The organism is Veillonella sp. VA142 (genome assembly GCF_003992135.1).
GTDB lineage: Bacteria > Bacillota > Negativicutes > Veillonellales > Veillonellaceae > F0422.
In genome coordinates, this window is the sequence record NZ_RQVN01000012.1 from 36,768 (window position 1) to 55,343 (window position 18,576).

General features: G+C 40.9%; 24 protein-coding genes. All 24 read left to right on the plus strand.

Going from position 1 to position 18,576, the window contains the following annotated elements:
• Positions 1-8 precede the first annotated feature (8 nt).
• The 24 genes from EO117_RS05965 (at position 9) to EO117_RS06075 (ending at position 18,517) form a co-directional block, all read left to right on the plus strand.
• Positions 9-1,454 (plus strand): hypothetical protein, encoded by a 1,446-nt coding sequence (locus EO117_RS05965; RefSeq protein ID WP_126939567.1) that lies wholly within the window; start codon positions 9-11, stop codon positions 1,452-1,454.
• Complete coding sequence (locus EO117_RS05970; protein WP_126939568.1) at positions 1,417-3,141, plus strand: hypothetical protein; 1,725 nt, start codon at positions 1,417-1,419, stop codon at positions 3,139-3,141. The genes EO117_RS05965 and EO117_RS05970 overlap by 38 nt, the downstream gene beginning before the upstream one ends.
• Entirely contained in the window at positions 3,116-3,316 is a 201-nt protein-coding gene (locus EO117_RS05975; protein WP_126939569.1) for a hypothetical protein, read from the plus strand. Before EO117_RS05970 ends, EO117_RS05975 begins: the two co-directional genes overlap by 26 nt.
• Before the next feature lie 49 nt (positions 3,317-3,365).
• Complete coding sequence (locus EO117_RS05980) at positions 3,366-3,545, plus strand: hypothetical protein (RefSeq protein WP_126939570.1); 180 nt, start codon at positions 3,366-3,368, stop codon at positions 3,543-3,545.
• Positions 3,542-3,727 (plus strand): hypothetical protein, encoded by a 186-nt coding sequence (locus tag EO117_RS05985; protein WP_126939571.1) that lies wholly within the window; start codon positions 3,542-3,544, stop codon positions 3,725-3,727. Before EO117_RS05980 ends, EO117_RS05985 begins: the two co-directional genes overlap by 4 nt.
• A 137-nt stretch (positions 3,728-3,864) precedes the next feature.
• Positions 3,865-4,482 (plus strand): hypothetical protein, encoded by a 618-nt coding sequence (locus EO117_RS05990; protein WP_126939572.1) that lies wholly within the window; start codon positions 3,865-3,867, stop codon positions 4,480-4,482.
• 21 nt (positions 4,483-4,503) lie between these two features.
• Complete coding sequence (locus tag EO117_RS05995; RefSeq protein WP_126939573.1) at positions 4,504-5,463, plus strand: major capsid protein; 960 nt, start codon at positions 4,504-4,506, stop codon at positions 5,461-5,463.
• Positions 5,464-5,473: 10 nt separating this feature from the next.
• A complete protein-coding gene (locus tag EO117_RS06000) occupies positions 5,474-5,716 on the plus strand; it encodes a hypothetical protein (protein WP_126939574.1) in 243 nt (80 codons plus the stop codon).
• Positions 5,709-6,173 carry a hypothetical protein gene (locus tag EO117_RS06005; RefSeq protein WP_126939575.1) on the plus strand — a complete coding sequence of 155 codons (465 nt, stop codon included), beginning with the start codon at positions 5,709-5,711 and terminating at the stop codon, positions 6,171-6,173. Before EO117_RS06000 ends, EO117_RS06005 begins: the two co-directional genes overlap by 8 nt.
• Positions 6,130-6,555 (plus strand): hypothetical protein, encoded by a 426-nt coding sequence (locus EO117_RS06010; RefSeq protein WP_126939576.1) that lies wholly within the window; start codon positions 6,130-6,132, stop codon positions 6,553-6,555. The genes EO117_RS06005 and EO117_RS06010 overlap by 44 nt, the downstream gene beginning before the upstream one ends.
• A gap of 1 nt (position 6,556) precedes the next feature.
• Positions 6,557-7,024: a hypothetical protein gene (locus tag EO117_RS06015; RefSeq protein WP_126939577.1), complete on the plus strand. Its 468-nt coding sequence runs from the start codon at positions 6,557-6,559 to the stop codon at positions 7,022-7,024.
• Between the two features lie 19 nt (positions 7,025-7,043).
• Entirely contained in the window at positions 7,044-7,532 is a 489-nt protein-coding gene (locus EO117_RS06020; protein WP_126939578.1) for a phage major tail protein, TP901-1 family, read from the plus strand.
• A 10-nt stretch (positions 7,533-7,542) separates the two neighbouring features.
• Positions 7,543-7,941 (plus strand): hypothetical protein, encoded by a 399-nt coding sequence (locus EO117_RS06025; RefSeq protein WP_126939579.1) that lies wholly within the window; start codon positions 7,543-7,545, stop codon positions 7,939-7,941.
• Positions 7,942-8,018: 77 nt separating this feature from the next.
• Complete coding sequence (locus EO117_RS06030) at positions 8,019-8,276, plus strand: hypothetical protein (protein WP_126939580.1); 258 nt, start codon at positions 8,019-8,021, stop codon at positions 8,274-8,276.
• A complete protein-coding gene (locus EO117_RS06035) occupies positions 8,276-11,440 on the plus strand; it encodes a tape measure protein (protein ID WP_126939581.1) in 3,165 nt (1,054 codons plus the stop codon). Before EO117_RS06030 ends, EO117_RS06035 begins: the two co-directional genes overlap by 1 nt.
• Complete coding sequence (locus EO117_RS06040) at positions 11,440-12,009, plus strand: DUF2460 domain-containing protein (RefSeq protein WP_126939582.1); 570 nt, start codon at positions 11,440-11,442, stop codon at positions 12,007-12,009. Before EO117_RS06035 ends, EO117_RS06040 begins: the two co-directional genes overlap by 1 nt.
• Positions 12,006-12,857 (plus strand): DUF2163 domain-containing protein, encoded by an 852-nt coding sequence (locus EO117_RS06045; protein ID WP_126939583.1) that lies wholly within the window; start codon positions 12,006-12,008, stop codon positions 12,855-12,857. Before EO117_RS06040 ends, EO117_RS06045 begins: the two co-directional genes overlap by 4 nt.
• Complete coding sequence (locus EO117_RS06050; RefSeq protein WP_126939584.1) at positions 12,854-13,303, plus strand: C40 family peptidase; 450 nt, start codon at positions 12,854-12,856, stop codon at positions 13,301-13,303. Before EO117_RS06045 ends, EO117_RS06050 begins: the two co-directional genes overlap by 4 nt.
• Positions 13,303-17,034 (plus strand): phage tail protein, encoded by a 3,732-nt coding sequence (locus tag EO117_RS06055; RefSeq protein ID WP_126939585.1) that lies wholly within the window; start codon positions 13,303-13,305, stop codon positions 17,032-17,034. Before EO117_RS06050 ends, EO117_RS06055 begins: the two co-directional genes overlap by 1 nt.
• 3 nt (positions 17,035-17,037) lie before the next feature.
• A complete protein-coding gene (locus tag EO117_RS06060) occupies positions 17,038-17,358 on the plus strand; it encodes a hypothetical protein (protein ID WP_126939586.1) in 321 nt (106 codons plus the stop codon).
• Positions 17,351-17,563, plus strand: coding sequence for a CD1375 family protein (locus EO117_RS06065; RefSeq protein WP_206168589.1), 213 nt, complete (start codon positions 17,351-17,353; stop codon positions 17,561-17,563). The genes EO117_RS06060 and EO117_RS06065 overlap by 8 nt, the downstream gene beginning before the upstream one ends.
• A gap of 63 nt (positions 17,564-17,626) precedes the next feature.
• On the plus strand, positions 17,627-17,968 hold the full coding sequence (locus EO117_RS06070; RefSeq protein WP_126939587.1) for a hypothetical protein: 342 nt from the start codon (positions 17,627-17,629) through the stop codon (positions 17,966-17,968).
• Complete coding sequence (locus tag EO117_RS09230; protein WP_164727507.1) at positions 17,965-18,135, plus strand: hypothetical protein; 171 nt, start codon at positions 17,965-17,967, stop codon at positions 18,133-18,135. Before EO117_RS06070 ends, EO117_RS09230 begins: the two co-directional genes overlap by 4 nt.
• A gap of 1 nt (position 18,136) precedes the next feature.
• The gene (locus EO117_RS06075) at positions 18,137-18,517 is read left to right on the plus strand and encodes a hypothetical protein (protein ID WP_126939588.1); all 381 of its coding nucleotides are present in this window, start codon (positions 18,137-18,139) and stop codon (positions 18,515-18,517) included.
• The last annotated feature ends 59 nt before the right edge of the window (positions 18,518-18,576 follow it).

Below are 18,576 nucleotides of genomic sequence, written 5' to 3' on the forward strand. Positions count from 1 at the left end.
GTGAGACAATGGCAGATAGAGTAAACGAGCAAACGGTGAAAGTTGATGAATATACACTACTCAGAGATGCCTATCATGGTAACGGTATATTCAGCTATGGCAAGGGCATACAACAGCATGCAAGGGAAAGCATAGACAATTATATTAAACGTCAATCCTTGGCGTATTATTGGAATTATACAAGGCCAGTGGTGGATGCTACTGTAGATCCGATATTCAAAGATGAAATCAAACGAGAGTACAAGGATAATCCGTTATTCAATTTATTCTTGGAGAACGCAGACCATGCAGGAACACGGTTACAGGAGTATATGAGACGTGTTGCGGTTATGGCTAAACTGTATGGAGTTGTATATATCTTAGTGAATAACACAGAGGATGTGGCTACGACTCTACAGGGGAATATTACGAATGAGAACTATCCATTCGTTACGGAGATATTGCCGAGTGATGTGATGTCGTGGAAGTTGGATGATAACGGAGCAATTCTTGATTTTGTATTCCGCCAAGTTGGAGAGTTTACAGAGGCAGGAAAGCAATACATCTACCATAGATGGGACAGGGAAACATGGTCGACCTATAAGACACTAACTATGAATAGTGATGATGTGATACATCAAGGTGTACATGGATTAGGTGTGGTACCTATCGTACAGTGGTTCGGACGTGCTACACCTTCTAATGTGATTAAACCTCCGAGCGAGTTTATCAGTATTGCACAGACGAATTATTCACTCTATCAATTATGCTCATGGCATACGCAGTTACTAGTAGACCAAGCATTTAGTATTCTGACATTCCCCGATGATGGGAATATGACGGATAATTTGACGATAGGAACGGACAATTTATTGGCATATCCTGCTGAGAGTTCTAAAGCACCTGCTTTTATTTCTCCCGATGCCTCACCTGCTAACATGTTAACTGACCAAATGGACAGACACATTCAAGAGATATATCGAATGAGTGGCATGGATAGTGTAGTGGGGGTTCAGACCGCAAAAAGTGGTGTAGCTAAGCAATGGGACTTTCAACGAATTAATCAACGATTGGCAGACTTTGCCGTACAATGTGAGAGTGCTGAACGAAAGATAGTACAATTATTCGAATTATGGACAGGGGAAACAACGGATTTCACATGTGAGTATCCGAGAGACTTTAGCATTAATGATGTAACGGAATCATTAGGGCAAGCACAATCTGCTATTGATTTGAACCTTGGATCCAATGCGTTTACTGTAGAGGTGGCCAAGAAAGTACTAGAGGCATATATGCCTAATATCGAACCCGATATATACGATACAATCGTGAAAGAGGTTGAGGAAAGTACGGCTCAAGCTAAACAAGATAGCGAGTATAGTAATCTATTGAATCATGCTAGTATGTTGCAAGCATTAGGCGGAGATGATGAGGGCGATGGACAAGACGAGCCAAAAGATAGACACCTTAATTAGTGGGTTTAAAAATGTAGTCGCTTATCTACTGACACAAGGGTTCGATGTGAACAGTGCAATAGACGAGGCATACAAGTTATACCCCGTTATGGATGGCATGAAAGAGTCGATAGCTGATGATATGGTGAAAGCCTTTACAAGCGGTTACATCAATGCAGGTGTGGCGGTAGGGGTCGATACTGGTACTATTCCATATACTAGTGAATCCATATCTACCGCAATGCAAAAGGCGTGGGCGAAAGACAATTTGAACTTATCTACAAGGCTACATACAAGAGGGCAAGTCGTACGTAAGGAAGTAGGCGATATACTCAAGGCTACTATTGGCAAGGGCAACACCAATAAGAAGATAGCTAGCGAATTATTCAACCGAGGTGTGATTGATACGGCTGATTTGCCACAATTCATGGAGCAAGTGGCAAACCTCCCTATAGATACTAGTGCAGAAGAAAAGCGAAAACTGCTAAGAAAAGTACAAAGGCAAGTAAGCAAGCGAACCACCGCAGGACTGAGGGCAGGATATAGTGAAGTCATTAAGGCTGTAGAGAGTGACAATCAAAAAAAGCTAGATAAGGCGATAGAGATTGCCACGGAAGAAAAGACACGATACCATGCCGAGAGGATAGCACGTACAGAGACTGCAAGGGCATATGCTGATGGTCAAGTATCTAGGTACAAGGATGATGATGACATAGTGGCGTTTCAATGGAAACTAGGCACTAGACATCCAGTATTTGATATTTGCGATTTTTACGCAAATGCAGACTTATATGGCATGGGTAAAGGTATTTACCCTAAGGATAAAGCACCAACGTTGCCAGCACATCCGCATTGTATGTGCCGTTTAAAGCCTATCGTTGATGGCATGATTGATAATTCTACACCTAAGGAGAATATCAATGATGGTGGTATGGATCTAATTAAAAGGCTATCAGTGAAAGAACAAGAACGATTGCTAGGTGTATACGGTCGATTGGCAGTACTGGAGGGTAAGGCACGATGGCAAGACCACTTACGAGGGTGGGATGATGAATGGTTTAGAGTGAGAACGCCTAATGTCGATATGTTGAATCAACCTGTTACAAGGGGAGATAGAAAGAAAATAAAGCCAATGAAACATACGATGCATACAGCACCTTATATGGCGGAGAAAACAAAAATCCATGGAGAAATGATTAACCATGTAAATAAATTGCCGGTTGATGATAAATTAAAAAAAGCAATATATGACGAAATACAGACTGGTATTAATGCGGTACAAGGTAAGGATGTAGAGCGAGTTGGAATAATTGATACAAAGACAGGAAAGTTAATATATGAGAAATTAGGGATAGAACATGATGGTAAAGTCCCTATTCATAGCGATTTTTGGGATAGGAAAAATAAAAATTCTACAATAATAATTCACAATCACCCAAATAACACTGGATTTTCAAGAGGTGATATTTATTTATTTTTAAAACGAAATGCTGTAAAAGGTGGCGTTGTATACACAGGATTGGGTGACCTTTATTATGTTGGGGGTTTTAAAGGCAATCGAGATCATCTTGCCAATCTATTTGAGTTTTTGTATAATAAAAACATAAATAGCACACAATTGGAAGCACATGAGGTTGTTGCTTTAGTACTGAAAGAAATGGATAAAAAGAAGGTGTTGAGGTATGTTGAACAAACGAATAAACAATGAAGATAAAATAAAGTACGATTATCTTGATGATTTTAATAATTATCCAGAGAGGTTTTTAACAGAAGAAGAGTGCAGGGAAAGTCAAAAAAGAATTGATGAGACATTTAAACGATTACAAATGGATGAAAAATATCAAGCTGAAATAGAAGAGGCGTTTAAAAAATTTGGATATTAACCACTTACTTAGGTAGGTGGTTTTTTCATGCACAAATTAAGGAGGTACAATGAAAACGTTGTTACTTGCACAAATACTGTTCATATGTTTACAAAATGGTGGATATACAGAAATGCCATATTACATATTGTTTGCACCGCTCTATATAGGCTTAGCAATTGGAGTCTTTGCATTGATATGCGTGGTGTGTGGTGTGGCGTATAAAATAATGAATGAGGTCAAAAAATGATGGGATACATTGCATTTATGCTATATGCCACATGGGGCATTGCATTCATCGTGTTGTTGATGTTGCTATATGCTTGTGTGGTCGAATGGAAAGAAACACGGGCAGACGTCAAACAACGTCAAGAAGAATGTCGATATACACATGAAGCAATAATTAATAAATTAAAAGAATATAATCGGTAATTAGCACTCTAGGTACTAGCCTATGGGTGCTTTTATATTGCCGTTTTGGTATTGTTAGGCGAAAAACAACAAGACAGTATACGTGAGGTGTGGCTCACGAAAAACAAGCGAAACGTGAATTAGAAAGGAGTCAAGACATGACAAAAGAAGAATTAAAAGCACTAGGATTAACGGACGAACAAGCGGATGCAGTGGTTGCAGATTATGGCAAGAATTACGTAAGTAAACCACAATTCAATGCTCAATTGCAATCGTTGAAAGACGAAAAGAAGAAAGTCGAAGAATTAACGGAAATGCAGAACGATTTAAAGACTAAGTTAGAGGGCTTTACATCTGCTGGTGCGAATAGTGGTGCTGATATTGCCAAATTGCAAAATGATTTGAAGAAATTACAGCAACAGTATGAGGACGCAGAGAAAGCAAGACAAGAAGAACAGGATAAACGGGTGCAGTCCGAGATTATGACGCAAGTTGTCGATGCATTGAGTAAACATAACGCAGTAGAACCGAACACCTTAGCACAATTAATCATTCCAAAAGTTACCGTAGGCGAGGACGGGGCATATTCTTATACAGATGATAAGGGCAATGCACATTCTATCGCTGATGGTGCAAAAGCATGGCTTGATGGCAATGCGTGGGCTGTAAAAAGTACGCAAAAAGCAGGTAGTGGTCATAACCGAGGAAATAATGACAGTGGCCAACCTATGGGATTAAGAGCGTCAATTGCGAATGCGATTGGGGTTCAAGAGTAATTTAATTAAAGGAGAACAAACATGGCAGTTACATTAGCTGAGGCAAAAAAGAATGTGCAAGAAGATTTGCAGATTGGGATTATTGATGAGTTCCGAAAATCCAATTTTTTATGGGATACTTTGACATTTGATGATGTGGTATCTCCTACAGGTGGTGGAGCAACGTTGACATATGCGTATACACGTTTATTGACTCAACCAACGGCATCCTTCCGTGAAATCAATCATGAGTACGAGCCACAAGAAGTGACACGCCAACGTTACACTGCTGATTTAGCGGTATTTGGCGGAGCATTTGAAATCGACCGTATCATTGCTAAAATGGGCGGTATTGTTGATGAAGTGCAGTTACAAATTCAACAAAAGATTAAGGCAGCATCCGCATTATTTAATGACACAGTAATTAATGGCGATTCTGCATTAGGTACACATGCGTTTGATGGGTTAGAGAAAGCATTGAAAGGATCTTCTACAGAAATCAATGCTACAGGGCAAGCAATTGATTTATCTACATCTGACAAAGTAACAGAGAATGCTGTTAAATTCTTAGACCAATTAGACGAATTCTTATCTGCGTTAGATGGTCGCCCAGGTGCATTGATGGGTAATTCTAAATTAATCAACAAAATTAAAGCAGTAGCACGCCGTACATCTATGTATACGCAAACTGCAGATGCATTTGGTCGCCAAGTATCTACGTATGATGGCATTCCATTGATTGACTTAGGAGCAAAAGCAGGCACTAATGATGATGTCATTTCTACTAAAGCAGGCGATGGCACTACATCCTTATATGCAGTACGTTTTGGCTTAGATGGATTCCATGCTATTTCTATGGCGGGTCAAGCACCAGTACGCTCATGGTTGCCAGACTTCAATACAGCTGGAGCTGTGAAACGTGGCGAGGTTGAGATGACGGCAGGTGTTGTATTAAAAGCAACAAAGGCCGCAGGCGTATTACGCAATATTAAAGTTAAATAGGAGGTAACTCATGGCAAAAGTATATGCACCATTAGAAGATTACAACGGTATTTCTGCGTCTGTAGAGTTCATTAATGGCGTAGGTGAGACAGACAATGAAAACTTGCTAGAGTGGTTCGAGGAAAAAGGCTACACAGTAGAACGTGAAGATAAGCCGAAACGTGCTAAGAAAGAAAATGAAGAAGTAGCCGAAGAAGTAGCCGAAGAAGTAGCCGAAGAAGTAGCCGAAGAAGTAGCTGAGGGCAATGAGTAGCGGTAACGCAATATTTCAGAAACGATTACGTCAAGCAATAAAGGCTAGTACAATCGAGGTGCAAGATGAGGCACAGACCAATCATAGGTTTATCAGTCGTACAGGGCAATTAGAGCGTTCTATTGACGTAAAGTTCAATGAAAATAGCGGTATCGTTTACATTGATTCACAATCAGCACCGCATGGGCCATTTGTCCATGATGGAACAGCTCCGCATAGTATATTCCCTAAGAATAAAAAAGCATTGAGATGGGCACCACAAGGAGGCGGTGCCTTTCAATTTGCAAGGGTAGTACATCATCCCGGCACTAAATCTGATCCATTCTTATTTAATGCGTTGAAAAATAAAAAGGATGATATACGTAATATCTTTGCGAAGTACACGAAAACGGCATTGAAAGAGGTGATTAGCAGTGAACTCAGGGACGAGCACAATTACACCATTAACTTTAGATAAAGACATATACGAAAGCATACGACTAGGCGATGAGTTAGTAGGGCGTGAAGTCTCAGAGGACATTATGACGAAAGCCTATGAATGGTTATTTTATTTTGCAAGCAAATTAGGAGTAGAGCGACAGGACATCGCCTACTCCTTTATTGTGCGTGAATTACTAACCATGTATGCATATCGTGAGGTATGTATCAAAAAGGGTTACGGTGCAATTGGCACACCGTATCGAGGACAAAATGGGGATGACCATTACACGAACAAATCCAAAACATATGACGCACGCATTAAACAGTTAGAGGCAAAACTCACTGCCGAAGATTTAACAGGCGACAATATAAGCGGAAAACGGTCGAATTACCGCACGATTCGCATATTTAGGGGGTAATATGTGGTACGAAACATTGACAGCCCTTAAAGGGGCAATAAACGAGGTTAATTCAAATGTTGAAGTAAGCCTTGGAGCAATTCCACCACGACACTTAGATGTGGGAATTGGTGGCCACGTTATCCTTATGCGTGGTGATGAGGCTTTGGGGAATGCTAAGGATACAAAAACTCTTGATGTGACGGTATACCTTGAGGTATGGGTTCGTGAAGATAGTCCGAAGTTAGAAGATGGGTACATTAGTTTATCGGAGTTAGAAACAACGGTAGACAAGGCACTTACTCATTTACGAGAGAGAGTAACAAAACTAGATAAACACTATTGTGTGTTGGATGAGAAATATCAACTGATGGATCTAGTCGTTGAAAGAAGAATTGGCGATGCTGACAGTATACGACCGTTGGTAGGCAGTCAATATACGATACGGTGCAAGCTGTATTCGTTAATTGATGATTTAGATATTTGGTAATTAAGTAAAGGAGAACAACATGGCTGATGAAACAGTAACAGCAGTAACACCAAAGAAAAAAGCATTAGCACCTACTAAGGCACAAGTCATGCCTACGGTAGGTAAGAATTATTTTATTTATGTAAACACAGGCACGAATGAAACTACAGGGGCAGAATGGTTGCTAGTCGGTGGCCAACGTGGTGGTACATTATCACGTAAAGCAGATTCTATTGACGCATCTCACAAAGGTAGTGGCGGTTGGAAATCCACGTTGCAAGGTTTAAAAGAATGGTCAATTGATTTGGATACATTAGTTATGCCAAACGATGAGGGCTTGCAAGTAATCAATCAAGCATTCCTTGATGACCAACAAATCAATTTAAAATTTGAGTACCCTGATAAGTCCTACGTGACTGGATGGGCATCTATTACAGAATTATCCTTAGAGGCTCCGCATGACGATGTGGCGACTTATAAAGGCTCATTGAATGGTGTAGGGCCATTATCTGATTTAAAACAAGCATAGGAGAGAATGAATGAAAGTATTATCTTGTAACTATTTTGGCAACAACGAAACAATCTATTTTAATGTAAAACGTTTAGCAATGTTAGAAACAGAGATTCATAAGCCTATCATGAGTATGATGTCAACAGGAAATCTATCATTATTCGACATGATTCAGGTATACACCATTGGGATGCAACACATCGACAATGGTAGACGTACGCAAGACTTTTACGAAGAAAAGATTCAAGAGTTGATTGATTCAGAAGAATATGAGTTAACCGACTTTATTCAAACGGCTGTAAAAGTATTGCTTGCGAGTGGCGTATTTGGCAAAAAAGCCTACTACAGTGCATTCCCTAATGAGGTTACACCCACGGTAGAAAAGAAAATCGCTGAGGAAGAGGCAGAAGCCGAATCAAAAAACTAGATAGGGGAGATAACACTCCCCTATCTATATTTGAATGGATAGAACGAGTTAAGCCAATTTGTTACGGATATTTACGAATGAGTCCGAGGGAACTAGATGAACTAGTTCCCTTTGATTTTATAGATTTGGTAGAGGCACACAAGATGGCGACTAAGACGCAGGACGTAAAAGACGCCTATTATGCGTGCATGATTACTAATGTACAAATTGCAAAAGGCAAACACATCAAGGTTCAAGATGTGGTGGAAACGTTCCATCCAGTAACACGAATAGACAGGAAACGAGAAGAACAGCGATTCATTGAAGAATGGACAACCGCAGGAGGTGAGATTTAATGCGTGAAGAAATAAAGGTCATAATTGGTGGTAATAGCGAGGGAGCACAACAAGCGATTGCAGAGGTTGGCAATAAGGCAGAAAGTGTACTAGGAAAACGCATGGGGTCGATAGTCTCAAAAGCCTTTAGTGCGTTACCAATGGCGGGCATGGTCGCAGGTGTTGCATTGGTTGGCCAAGAGGTGCTAGATCTAGGTGCAAAGGCCACTGCTGTTAGTGACAAGTTCGCATCCATCAAGGCACGTATTGATTTAATCAATGATGGCTCACAGTCTACGGCTAGCATTATGGATAAGGTATACCAAGCCTCCGAACGGTCGAGGGGTTCATATACTGACATGTTGGACAGTGTGGCCAAGCTGAATATGTTGGCGAAAGATAGTTTTTCATCCAATGATGAGGCGATACGATTCGTTGAACAGTTGAATATGCAGTTCAAATTGTCGGGTGCTAGTGTAGGCGAAGTATCATCTGCTATGACACAGTTAACGCAAGCGATGGCAGCAGGTCGATTACAAGGTGATGAGTTCAATTCCATCATGGAGAATGCTCCGATGTTGGCTCAAGCTATCTCACAAGAAATGGGCGTCCCTATTGGTCAGTTGAAACAGTTAGGGTCAGAGGGTGCAATTACTGCTGAGGTTATCAAGAATGCATTATTCAATAGTGCAGATGAAACGCAAGCCAAGTTTAATGAAATGCCAATGACATTCCAAGAAGTAGGACAACAATTATCCAATGCGATGTTTCAAGCTTTCCAACCAGTTATGGAAGAATTATCATCAATGACTGCTAGCGAAGATTTCAAAACGGCGATAGATGGCATAGGGATTGCGATACAAGGAATGGCAGTTGTTGCTAGTGGAGCGATTGCTTTATTGAAAGTTGCTTTTAATGGGGTCAAGATAGCAATTAGTGGGCTTGCCTCAGTAATAACAACATCAGCCAAAATTTGGGGAGGCATATTTACAGCACCATCGATTGCTATTAGAACTTATGGGGTATTGGTAGTAGGATTGATGGGGTATTTCGTCGGCGTACGAATTGCGTCAATGGCATTTGCTTCTAGTTTGACGGTGCAGAAAGTCGCAACGATGGCAGTTACTGCTGTTACTAGGGCATATCAAGGAGCCGTTGCATTGTGTAATACAGTCATGACAGCTTTTAGAGCAAGAGTAATTGCTGGAGCAATTGCAACAGGTACAGCATCTACAGCTATGGCATTTGCACGTGGTGTGATGATGGCGTTGCGTGGTAGTATCAGCTTAACAACAATTGCTCAAAAGGCTTTCAATATGGTATTAAAGGCAAATCCAATAGGTATTGTAGTTGCATTGTTGAGTGCTTTAGCGGCCGCTTTTATAGGTCCAAAGATTGCCACCGAAGGATTAGGGGCAACAATGAGTTCTATTTGGAATAGCATTGTGCATACTGTAACATGGGCGATTAATCAGATTATACGATTCATCAATATGCTAACAAGTGCATTGAATAGTGTTGGCGGAGTCATTAGCAAAGTACTCAATGTAGACATTGGTAAAATTGGAGAGATTAGCGAAATATCCGCAGACGATGCCGAGGGATTTGCTAACAAGACTCAAGAAGTATTCGGAGGTATGGCAAGTGCATTCACTGGAGGTGGTGACACTACTACTGCAGAAACCGCAACAGAGAGCGGTGGAGGCGGTAGCGGAGGACACGCAGGCGGTGGAGGCGGTTCTGATAATTCATTACAACAAGCCATCGAGGAGGCTAAACGAGCCCACGAACAAATGACGGATTCATACCGCCAAATGTTCGGCACTAAAGTTGATGAAGTCGAGGCATGGCGAAAGAAAGAACTTGAAGAATTGGACAAATCGAAAGAGCAAAATGCGAATTATAACGAAGATTTGCAAATGCTCAATGAGATGTATGCCAATAAGCGAGAGCAAGCATTGCATGAAGAGGCTAAACGAGTTCGAGAAATCAAAAATAGTATTCGTGATATGGATGTGGCTTTCAATATTAAAATTGCTACTACTGATTCCACTGGATCCGTATCACCATTTGAGAAATTAAACCAACAACACGCTGAGGCAATGCGAGAGATTACAGACCGCTACCAAAAGATGAGTGACGAGTTCGCAGAAATGAACGATAGGGACAAGAAAACGTATCTTGATTCGTTGAAAGAACGAAATGTAGCTTTTGAATTATCTGAAGATGGCAAAATTACATATTCTGAACGAGTTCGCCAAGAGGAATTGGCTCAATTAGAGTTATTCAACAAGAAACGTGAAGAATTGTTGCGTACTGGTGCTGAAACAGAATATGCGATTCAAGAGGCTTTGCGTACTCAAAACTTTGAGGCATTACAAACAGCACTCACTGATGATTATGTGGCACATCAAAACGCATATGAGATGAAGAAAGAACTAATGAACCAATATGTAGAGGCGGTGAAAGAATCGTATTTCTCCCTTGATGAATTGGTGAATAATTCGCTCATGGCAGGTGTTGGCACATTGAAAGATAGCATAGGCGGATTATTGCAAGGCACAATGACATTAACGCAAGCGTTGCAAAATTTAGGCAAGGCAATGATTAAATCCGTAATGGATTATGTAACACAATGGGCATCTGCTCAATTAAAACAAATGATTCTAGGGAAGTCATTGCAAGCACAACAAGCAACGGCAAGTATTGCGTCTGCTCAATCTCAAATACCAATATGGTCAAAGTTAGCACAACAAATGTCGATGGCTACGTTTGGTGCTAGTGCTACGGCAGGCATGACAGCTTATACAACGGCATCCGCAGGAATGGCGGGCATGAGTTCATTCGGTGGTGGCAGTATCTTTAGTGGTCGCTTGGATTTTAGCGGCGGACAGATTCAACCAAAAATGAAGATGGCGACAGGTGGGCTTGCTTATGGTCGAACTTTTGCGGAAATTGGCGAGGGGCAGTATCCCGAGGCCGTATTGCCATTATCTGATACTGTATTCAGTCGATTAGGCGAGGGCATTCGTGAAAACGGCGGAGGTAGCAATATCACATTGAATGTAAGTGCTATTGATGCTCACTCATTCGGTAGTTGGTTAGAACATACAGGTGGTAAAGTGTTAAGACAATTCACGGCTAATACTGAACGTGAATTTGGTACAGAAGTTGGGGTATGGTGATGGAGAAATTGAAGATATTCCCTCAAATTATGTCGTTGGCGTGGAAATCGACAAAAGGGCAAAAGTGGAATACAGTACTCAAAACATCAGGCAGTGGCAAGGGACGGTCAATGACTACATGGCAATTACCACAATGGATAATCACGACATCCTTTGCTCACTTGACGGAAGAGCAGTATAAGCAAGTCATGGGATTCTTTGCGACTGTTAAGGGTGGACACGAGCCATTTCTTTGGTTAGATCCCGAAGATAACAAAGAAAAAGGCGTTAAGTTAGGAACTGGAGCAACTAGAGAATGGCAAGCTATACGAATATGGGGCGATTATATTGAACCTATCTACCACATCAAAGACGTCAAGCTGTATGTGAATGGCGTAGAACACTCATGCGAGGTAGATAATGGCTTAATTCGACTACATGCAGGCGATGAAATACCGCAAGATGCAACGATAACGGCTGATTATTCTTATTATTGGAAAGTACGACTTTCAGGGGATACATTCACTGCTGAATTAGTCTACAAGAACATTATGAAATCTAAGGAAATGAAATTGGTGACGGTACGATGAAAGAAGTTAGTAATGTTTTAGAGACACATTTGAATACAGAAAAGCATTTCATGTCATGTGATTTGTACGATATTCGCTTAAAGAGTGGAGTATCGTATTACTACGCAGACACTGACAAAGATGTTTCCTACGGTGGCAAAGTGTACCGAGTGGATGGGCCAATTATCACAAGAACTCAAATCAAAACTAGTTCCAAAGTTAGTGTAGACAAATTGACGTTAACCATCCACTCTGCACCAAATGACACCATAGGCGGAGTACCAATCATGACAGTAGCCCACAATGGTGGCTTTGATGGTGCTACAGTTCGCCTTATTCGTGTATTCTTTGGCGATGGTGGCGCGGTTATTGGTGGCTTGAATCTATTTCAAGGACAAGCCGAAGTAAAGAGTGGCGGAGGGTTAACTCTACAATTAGAGGTTAAATCTGTAGTACAAAAGCTCAATACAGAGTGGCCAAACCGTAGATATTACCCTCAATGTCCGTACACCTTATATGATGGCGAATGTGGTGTGAATATTAAGAATTACCACAAGCGAGCCGTAGTAACGCAAGTACCAGACCATAACACGGTAGTATTGAATATTACCCACGATAATGGGTATTACACAGCAGGTGGTATTGAATGGGTAAGCGGTGCATTGGTAGGGCAAACAACGCAGGTAATGAAAGATGATGGATCGAGAATTTATTTTATAACTCCATCAGAGGCTCAACCGTCAGTAGGTGATGAGGCATACATCTATCCAGGTTGCGATAAAACACCTGCCACTTGCAAGAATAAGTTCAATAATTTCAGTAGAAATAGGGCAACGCCTTATGTGCCATTAAAGGAGACAGTACGATGACAAATGGTGAGTTAATAGCAAATGAGGCTATGACGTGGTTATGTACTCCACATGTAGACAATTGTATGGCCAAGAAATACGGAGTCGATTGTGCTCATTTGATGTTAGGCGTATTAATTGGTGCGAACCTAATAGGCGATGACGATATGCACATTGAACACTATTCCAATGAATGGCATTTGCACCGTTCGGAAGATAAGTTCTTGAAGTACATGGATCGAATAGGCTATGAGGTGGATGTTGACGATTTACAAGTAGGCGATTTCATTCTATTTCAATATGGCCGTTGCATTAGTCATGGTGCTATCTATATAGGCGATAACATGGTAGTGCATGCATATGTGGATATGGGTGTGATTATTTCCAATTTAGATGATGTTATATTCTACGATAGCAAGGGCAATAGCCGTATACGCAAGGTTTACAGATATAAGGAGCGTGAATAATGGGCGGTTTATTTGGTCGTGGTGGTGGAATTACTACAAGAACAGACAGAATTTCAGACTTTCAAATTAATAGTGCAAGTTATGGTGAGGTCGTTCCAGTGGTATTAGGTACTACACGATTAAGTGGCAACATCATTCAGTGGGAAGATTTCACCGCACATGAACATCGAACATCACAACGTGTGGGTAAGGGTGGCAAGAAGAAAGCGACTAGTATTTCATATACCTATACAGTGGCGGTAGCTATTGGCTTATGCGAGGGTCCGATAAAACGAATAGGCAAGGTATGGCTCGATAAAGAAACATATCAATACCCTAACGATAAGATAGGTTTAACGGCTTATTTGGGCGAAGTAGGTCAAGCACCGTGGCCGTATGTAGTGAGTAAACATCCCGATAAAGCATTGCCGTATAGTGGATTATGTTATATGGCAGGTGTTGTTGATATGGGTGAACGTGCTAGCTTGCCTACATTCAACTTTGAAATCCAAGGGCAGTTGTTAGAAACTGGTGATGGCATTGATGTCAATCCTGCTGATTATATCGTTCATGTGCTTAAATCTGTAGGGATTGAAGAAACGGCGATAGATGGCATTGAGAATTTCAGAGAGTACTGCAAGCAAGCAGATATTCTGATTAGTTCGCCACCCGAAACCAATACGCAGAAAGCACAGCAAATCGTATCAGATATTGCTGATATCTGTAATTGCTATCTGTTTTGGTCGAATGATAGGCTTAAAATCGTACCATTGGCAGACAAGCCAATTAAAACATGGGAGCCACGGTCACAAATTCAATATGATCTGACAGAAGATGATTTCCTAAGTGGTAGCGATGGGCGACTAGTTGAGTATAAACGCAAATCGAACAGTGAAAGTTATAACACGGCTACTGTTGAGTTCATTAATCGTGCTAATTCGTATGAGAAAGAGGCTGTTACATTCGAGGTATTGGCAGACGTACAACGAAACGGCATGAAACCTGCTCCGAGTTATTCCGCTCACTATATCTATACGAAAGCAAGGGCAATGTATTTAGCAGAGCAATTAGCCATGAAACGACTATATGAACGCAATCAATATTCGTTCAAATTGGATTGGGCGTTTTGTAGGTTGGAACCAGGCGACTTAGTGACATTGACGGAAAGTACATGTGGATTGCATAAGCAAATCGTGGTGATTACTGATGTTCAAGAAGCACAAGACGGCGAATTACAAATTACGGCGATTGGTAAGCCACCTGGCATGTATGCACCGACTAAGTATGATGTGCATGAGAATGAACGACCGTTTGTCGATTATAACAAGCCTGCTCAGTCAATATTGGATGCTACATTCATTCAACCGCCTGCTGATGTGGTAGGGCAAGGGCAAGAATTATGGGTTGGAGTATCCACGCCACAGGAGTGGGGAGGGTGCGAAGTATGGATGAGTGATGATCCGACAGCTAACTTCCAATCTATGGGCATGTTGAATACTACTGCACGAATAGGTAAGCTAGTAAGTCCATTATCTGCTGATGGAAATTCGTGTATTATCCGTATGGTCAATGGCACATTGAAGAGTGGTACACATATTGACGCAGAACGAGGGAATACCGTTTGTTATATTAATGGCGAGTGCTTATCGTACGAAACGGCAACACTTAATGCAGATGGTACTGTAACGTTGAATAACCTTGTTAGAGGGCAATTCAATACGCCTATAGGTAGTCATAGTGCAGGGGATAAGTTAAGCCGTCTTGACGAGGCTTTTATGCGTATTCCATACCGCAAGCAAGATGTAGGCAAGAAAATTTATGCGAAGTTTACATCGCTTAATAATCTAGGTGGCCAACAAGAGGATATTTCACGAGTTAAGCAATACGAGTACACCATACAAGAGTATTTCATTCCAGAGGTAAGCGAGTTTACTTTATCCAATAAATACCGACAATTAGGTGGTAAAGCGATTGCTTACGACTTGGTGGCCAAGTTTATTCCTCCTAACCTTAAAACACTATCCACGGTAGTGGCATGGTATCGTGAACAAGGTACAAGAGAATGGATCTATGGCGGAGATGGCAACGGTCAAATTGTCATTAGCCAATGTGAAGTAGGTAAAACGTATGATGTGAAATTGCAAGTCAAAGATATCAATGGGAATTACTCCAATGGTATTGTGAAGTCGTTACAGATTGCATTGAAGAGTGATAAACCGAATACGCCCGATGGGTTCACTATTCGATTTGCTGAACAAGCGATTTATAATTGGCGAGAGGTCACGAATGCAGATGTAGACTTTTATGAAGTACGATTGAACACCGCAACAGGTAATGATGATGGATTATTGGCAAAAAGTAGCAATACTACTGCTTCTAGCTTGTTACAGAATAGACAAAGTACGGTATATTTGTATGCTCATAATCCAGTGAAAGGGTATTCAGCACCCGCTATGTTGGAATACAATGTACCTAAACCAATAACACCTACAGATGTAACGGTTAAAACAACCATGAATGGGTTAGTCGTTACATATTCTCCTATTCCTAGTGGGGCACATCATGCCAATATTTATGTGAATGAACAACGATACCAATCCACAGCGAATACTATCTTTATACCGATAGAGGCAGGCGTTCATAAGGTCAAAGTCGCTTATGTAGATATATTCGGCGAGGGTGATACAAGTGACGAGCAATTAGCCACAGTCAAGGCGGAAATACCACCCGAATTGATGAAAGCACAGAATGACGCAATAGCTAATATCGATGCAAGGACGAAAGAATTAGATAAGGCAGTACAAGCCATTGATAACAAGGTAGTTCAGACAGTGACAAATGAAGTAACTGGAATGAGTAGCCGTATTACCGCCTTAGATAACTTAATCAATCAGAAAGTACAAGATGTGAATAACAACGTTAATTCACAAATAACGCAATTAACCAATAGTATTGACTTGAAAGTTCAAAATGGTATTAATTCTATCAGTGGCGATACACTTGTTAGTCGTATCAATTTATCGTCAGAGGGTACACGAATTGACGGCAAATTACTCCATGTAACAGGTCGAGCATTATTTGATGATAATATCATAACAAGTAAGATGTTACAGGCTAGTGCTGTTACGGCAGATAAAATCAAGGTAGATTCATTGAGTTCTATCACTGCCAATGTAGGCACGCTGACAGGTGGCACGATTACAGGTAGTACAATCATTGGTACTACTATTCAGAATGCTAGTGGCACGTTTAGTGTATCAAGCGAAGGAGTTATTAAAGGAGCAACGATAGACGCTCAATCGTTTAGAAAATCGGGATTTGAGATTACGGCTTTAAAGGTCGAAAATTATACGTTGAGGCATGGTACTCCTTTGCCTGTGCCAGAAGGATTTAATTTTGAAGATTGTAGATACATTATTTTGAATATTCAACGTTGGGTTGAAGTAAGATACACGAAATATGCAAAAGATGGGTGGGATTTTGCTGAAAGAAATGTCAAAATCAATCCCGATGATAAAGATATTCTTATGACAGGAGCACAGCATGGAATCAAGAGAATCGGGTGGGCAAAACATAGGGGCCACGATACAGACATTACGACTATTCGATGCGGTATAAGTAAAGATAAAATTGTATTTGCTACTGAAACTTACGATGATTTAGCTGGACCATGGCCTGATGGTAGTGGTTTTAAACATTATATACTTAGAGAGGGATTCTTAAATATTATGTGCATTGCTGCGAGGGTGTAAACTATGCACTATCTATTCAACAGTAACGGTGAGTGTGTTATCACCGCCCAATCACCAATCGAACCAATCGATGGATACACTCATGTTGAAAACAACGAGGTGTACAATCCATGGGAAATACGACTGATTGATGGCGTGATAACCAAACAAGAGCCACCAAAGGAAGAACCAAAGGAAGAACCACCACATGAAGAGCCAACGGAAGATAATCCAAAGCTGACACCGTCAGTAGAAGAACTATCGGACAGTGTGGCAGGGTTATATGAATTATTAGCTAACGTTATTCCTCCGACTGAGGAAGAAAGCGAGGGCAAACATGAGTAATGCAAAAGCAGTTTATGATTATGTGAAAGGAAAATGGACAATGAAAGTACAAGAATTTATGATTCCAATTTATGGTTATTTAGTATCTGCAGGGAAATATGCATTAACAAAAAAAGACCGCAAAGAGGGTCAGAAAGTAATTCCAGTAGCTTATGTAGAGGCAGTAGCTGAATGGATTGCTAAACGAGTAGAAGAAGAACAATAACAATTGATGATAGAGGTCGGCACAAGTAGTCGACCTTTTATTGTACAAAGAAAGAGGTAATCAATGTACAGCGGATTAGTACGAGCAAATATTGAACTCTATACAGGCATTGATAACGTGATTGAGTTGACACTAGACGATGGTACAAGTGCGGTTAAATTTGATGGAGGCACATTCACGGCAGTATTTAAGCGACATGTTGATGATAGAACGCCAGTATTGACGGCTAGCATGACGGCTACTGGTAATACAGCAGTGTTGACGTTAACCGCAGAGCAAATGAAAGCAGTAGGTCGCATACCATCACATGGTGCAGTACTGTATTACGACATTGTGCAAGAGGTCGATGGAAAAACCAATGGCATTGCTTTTGGTAGGGCGTACGTAAGGGGTGGCATTCGATGAATAAGGTGACGATACGATACAACAAGCCCTATAGGGTCGTTGTCAATCCACGTGATGATGAGGTGGAATTGATTAACGAGGAAGATGGTGGAACTGGATCCGAATCCAATCCCACATTAGAAGATAGAGATTTTTTGACATTATACATTTTAGAGCGAGGTAATTAATATGAAATTGGTAGAACGAATTACAGCAGTTGTTAAAGAAATCGGTAAAGATATTAAGGCATTAAAAGGGCGTGTATCAACATTAGAAACAAACGGCACAGGCGGTACTGTTGATGAATCTGTAATCACAAACAAGGTAAGTGAAGAAATTGCCAAAGTAGTGGGCGGTGCTCCTGCTACGTTTGATACGTTGAAAGAGATTTCGGACTACATCGAAACAGATAAAACTGGGGCTAGTGCTATGGCTGAAAGTATCAATAATCGATTGCGTTTTGATGAACAACAGACGTTGACAGAAAACCAACAAGCCAACGCATTAGGTGCATTAGGCTTGACGGATACGGACTTTGTATCAGTGTACAATACAGCAGTAAACGGTTAAGAGGTGGCATATGGGAATTATTGAAGAGATTAAACAGCTGGCAACAACAATCGGCACAG

Excerpts from the sequence above, each read along its gene's own strand:
- EO117_RS06005 (WP_126939575.1), top strand. The coding sequence starts at position 5,709 with ATGAGTAGCGGTAACGCAATATTTCAGAAACGATTACGTCAAGCAATA.
- EO117_RS06020 (WP_126939578.1), top strand. The coding sequence starts at position 7,044 with ATGGCTGATGAAACAGTAACAGCAGTAACACCAAAGAAAAAAGCATTA.
- EO117_RS05995 (WP_126939573.1), top strand. The coding sequence starts at position 4,504 with ATGGCAGTTACATTAGCTGAGGCAAAAAAGAATGTGCAAGAAGATTTG.
- EO117_RS06050 (WP_126939584.1), top strand. The coding sequence starts at position 12,854 with ATGACAAATGGTGAGTTAATAGCAAATGAGGCTATGACGTGGTTATGT.
- EO117_RS05975 (WP_126939569.1), top strand. The coding sequence starts at position 3,116 with ATGTTGAACAAACGAATAAACAATGAAGATAAAATAAAGTACGATTAT.
- EO117_RS09230 (WP_164727507.1), top strand. The coding sequence starts at position 17,965 with ATGAATAAGGTGACGATACGATACAACAAGCCCTATAGGGTCGTTGTC.
- EO117_RS06055 (WP_126939585.1), top strand. The coding sequence starts at position 13,303 with ATGGGCGGTTTATTTGGTCGTGGTGGTGGAATTACTACAAGAACAGAC.
- EO117_RS05965 (WP_126939567.1), top strand. The coding sequence starts at position 9 with ATGGCAGATAGAGTAAACGAGCAAACGGTGAAAGTTGATGAATATACA.
- EO117_RS06015 (WP_126939577.1), top strand. The coding sequence starts at position 6,557 with ATGTGGTACGAAACATTGACAGCCCTTAAAGGGGCAATAAACGAGGTT.
- EO117_RS06035 (WP_126939581.1), top strand. The coding sequence starts at position 8,276 with ATGCGTGAAGAAATAAAGGTCATAATTGGTGGTAATAGCGAGGGAGCA.
- EO117_RS06070 (WP_126939587.1), top strand. The coding sequence starts at position 17,627 with ATGTACAGCGGATTAGTACGAGCAAATATTGAACTCTATACAGGCATT.
- EO117_RS05970 (WP_126939568.1), top strand. The coding sequence starts at position 1,417 with ATGGACAAGACGAGCCAAAAGATAGACACCTTAATTAGTGGGTTTAAA.
- EO117_RS05985 (WP_126939571.1), top strand. The coding sequence starts at position 3,542 with ATGATGGGATACATTGCATTTATGCTATATGCCACATGGGGCATTGCA.
- EO117_RS06000 (WP_126939574.1), top strand. The coding sequence starts at position 5,474 with ATGGCAAAAGTATATGCACCATTAGAAGATTACAACGGTATTTCTGCG.
- EO117_RS06025 (WP_126939579.1), top strand. The coding sequence starts at position 7,543 with ATGAAAGTATTATCTTGTAACTATTTTGGCAACAACGAAACAATCTAT.
- EO117_RS06065 (WP_206168589.1), top strand. The coding sequence starts at position 17,351 with ATGAGTAATGCAAAAGCAGTTTATGATTATGTGAAAGGAAAATGGACA.
- EO117_RS05980 (WP_126939570.1), top strand. The coding sequence starts at position 3,366 with ATGAAAACGTTGTTACTTGCACAAATACTGTTCATATGTTTACAAAAT.
- EO117_RS06030 (WP_126939580.1), top strand. The coding sequence starts at position 8,019 with ATGAGTCCGAGGGAACTAGATGAACTAGTTCCCTTTGATTTTATAGAT.
- EO117_RS06075 (WP_126939588.1), top strand. The coding sequence starts at position 18,137 with ATGAAATTGGTAGAACGAATTACAGCAGTTGTTAAAGAAATCGGTAAA.
- EO117_RS06060 (WP_126939586.1), top strand. The coding sequence starts at position 17,038 with ATGCACTATCTATTCAACAGTAACGGTGAGTGTGTTATCACCGCCCAA.
- EO117_RS06045 (WP_126939583.1), top strand. The coding sequence starts at position 12,006 with ATGAAAGAAGTTAGTAATGTTTTAGAGACACATTTGAATACAGAAAAG.
- EO117_RS06040 (WP_126939582.1), top strand. The coding sequence starts at position 11,440 with ATGGAGAAATTGAAGATATTCCCTCAAATTATGTCGTTGGCGTGGAAA.
- EO117_RS05990 (WP_126939572.1), top strand. The coding sequence starts at position 3,865 with ATGACAAAAGAAGAATTAAAAGCACTAGGATTAACGGACGAACAAGCG.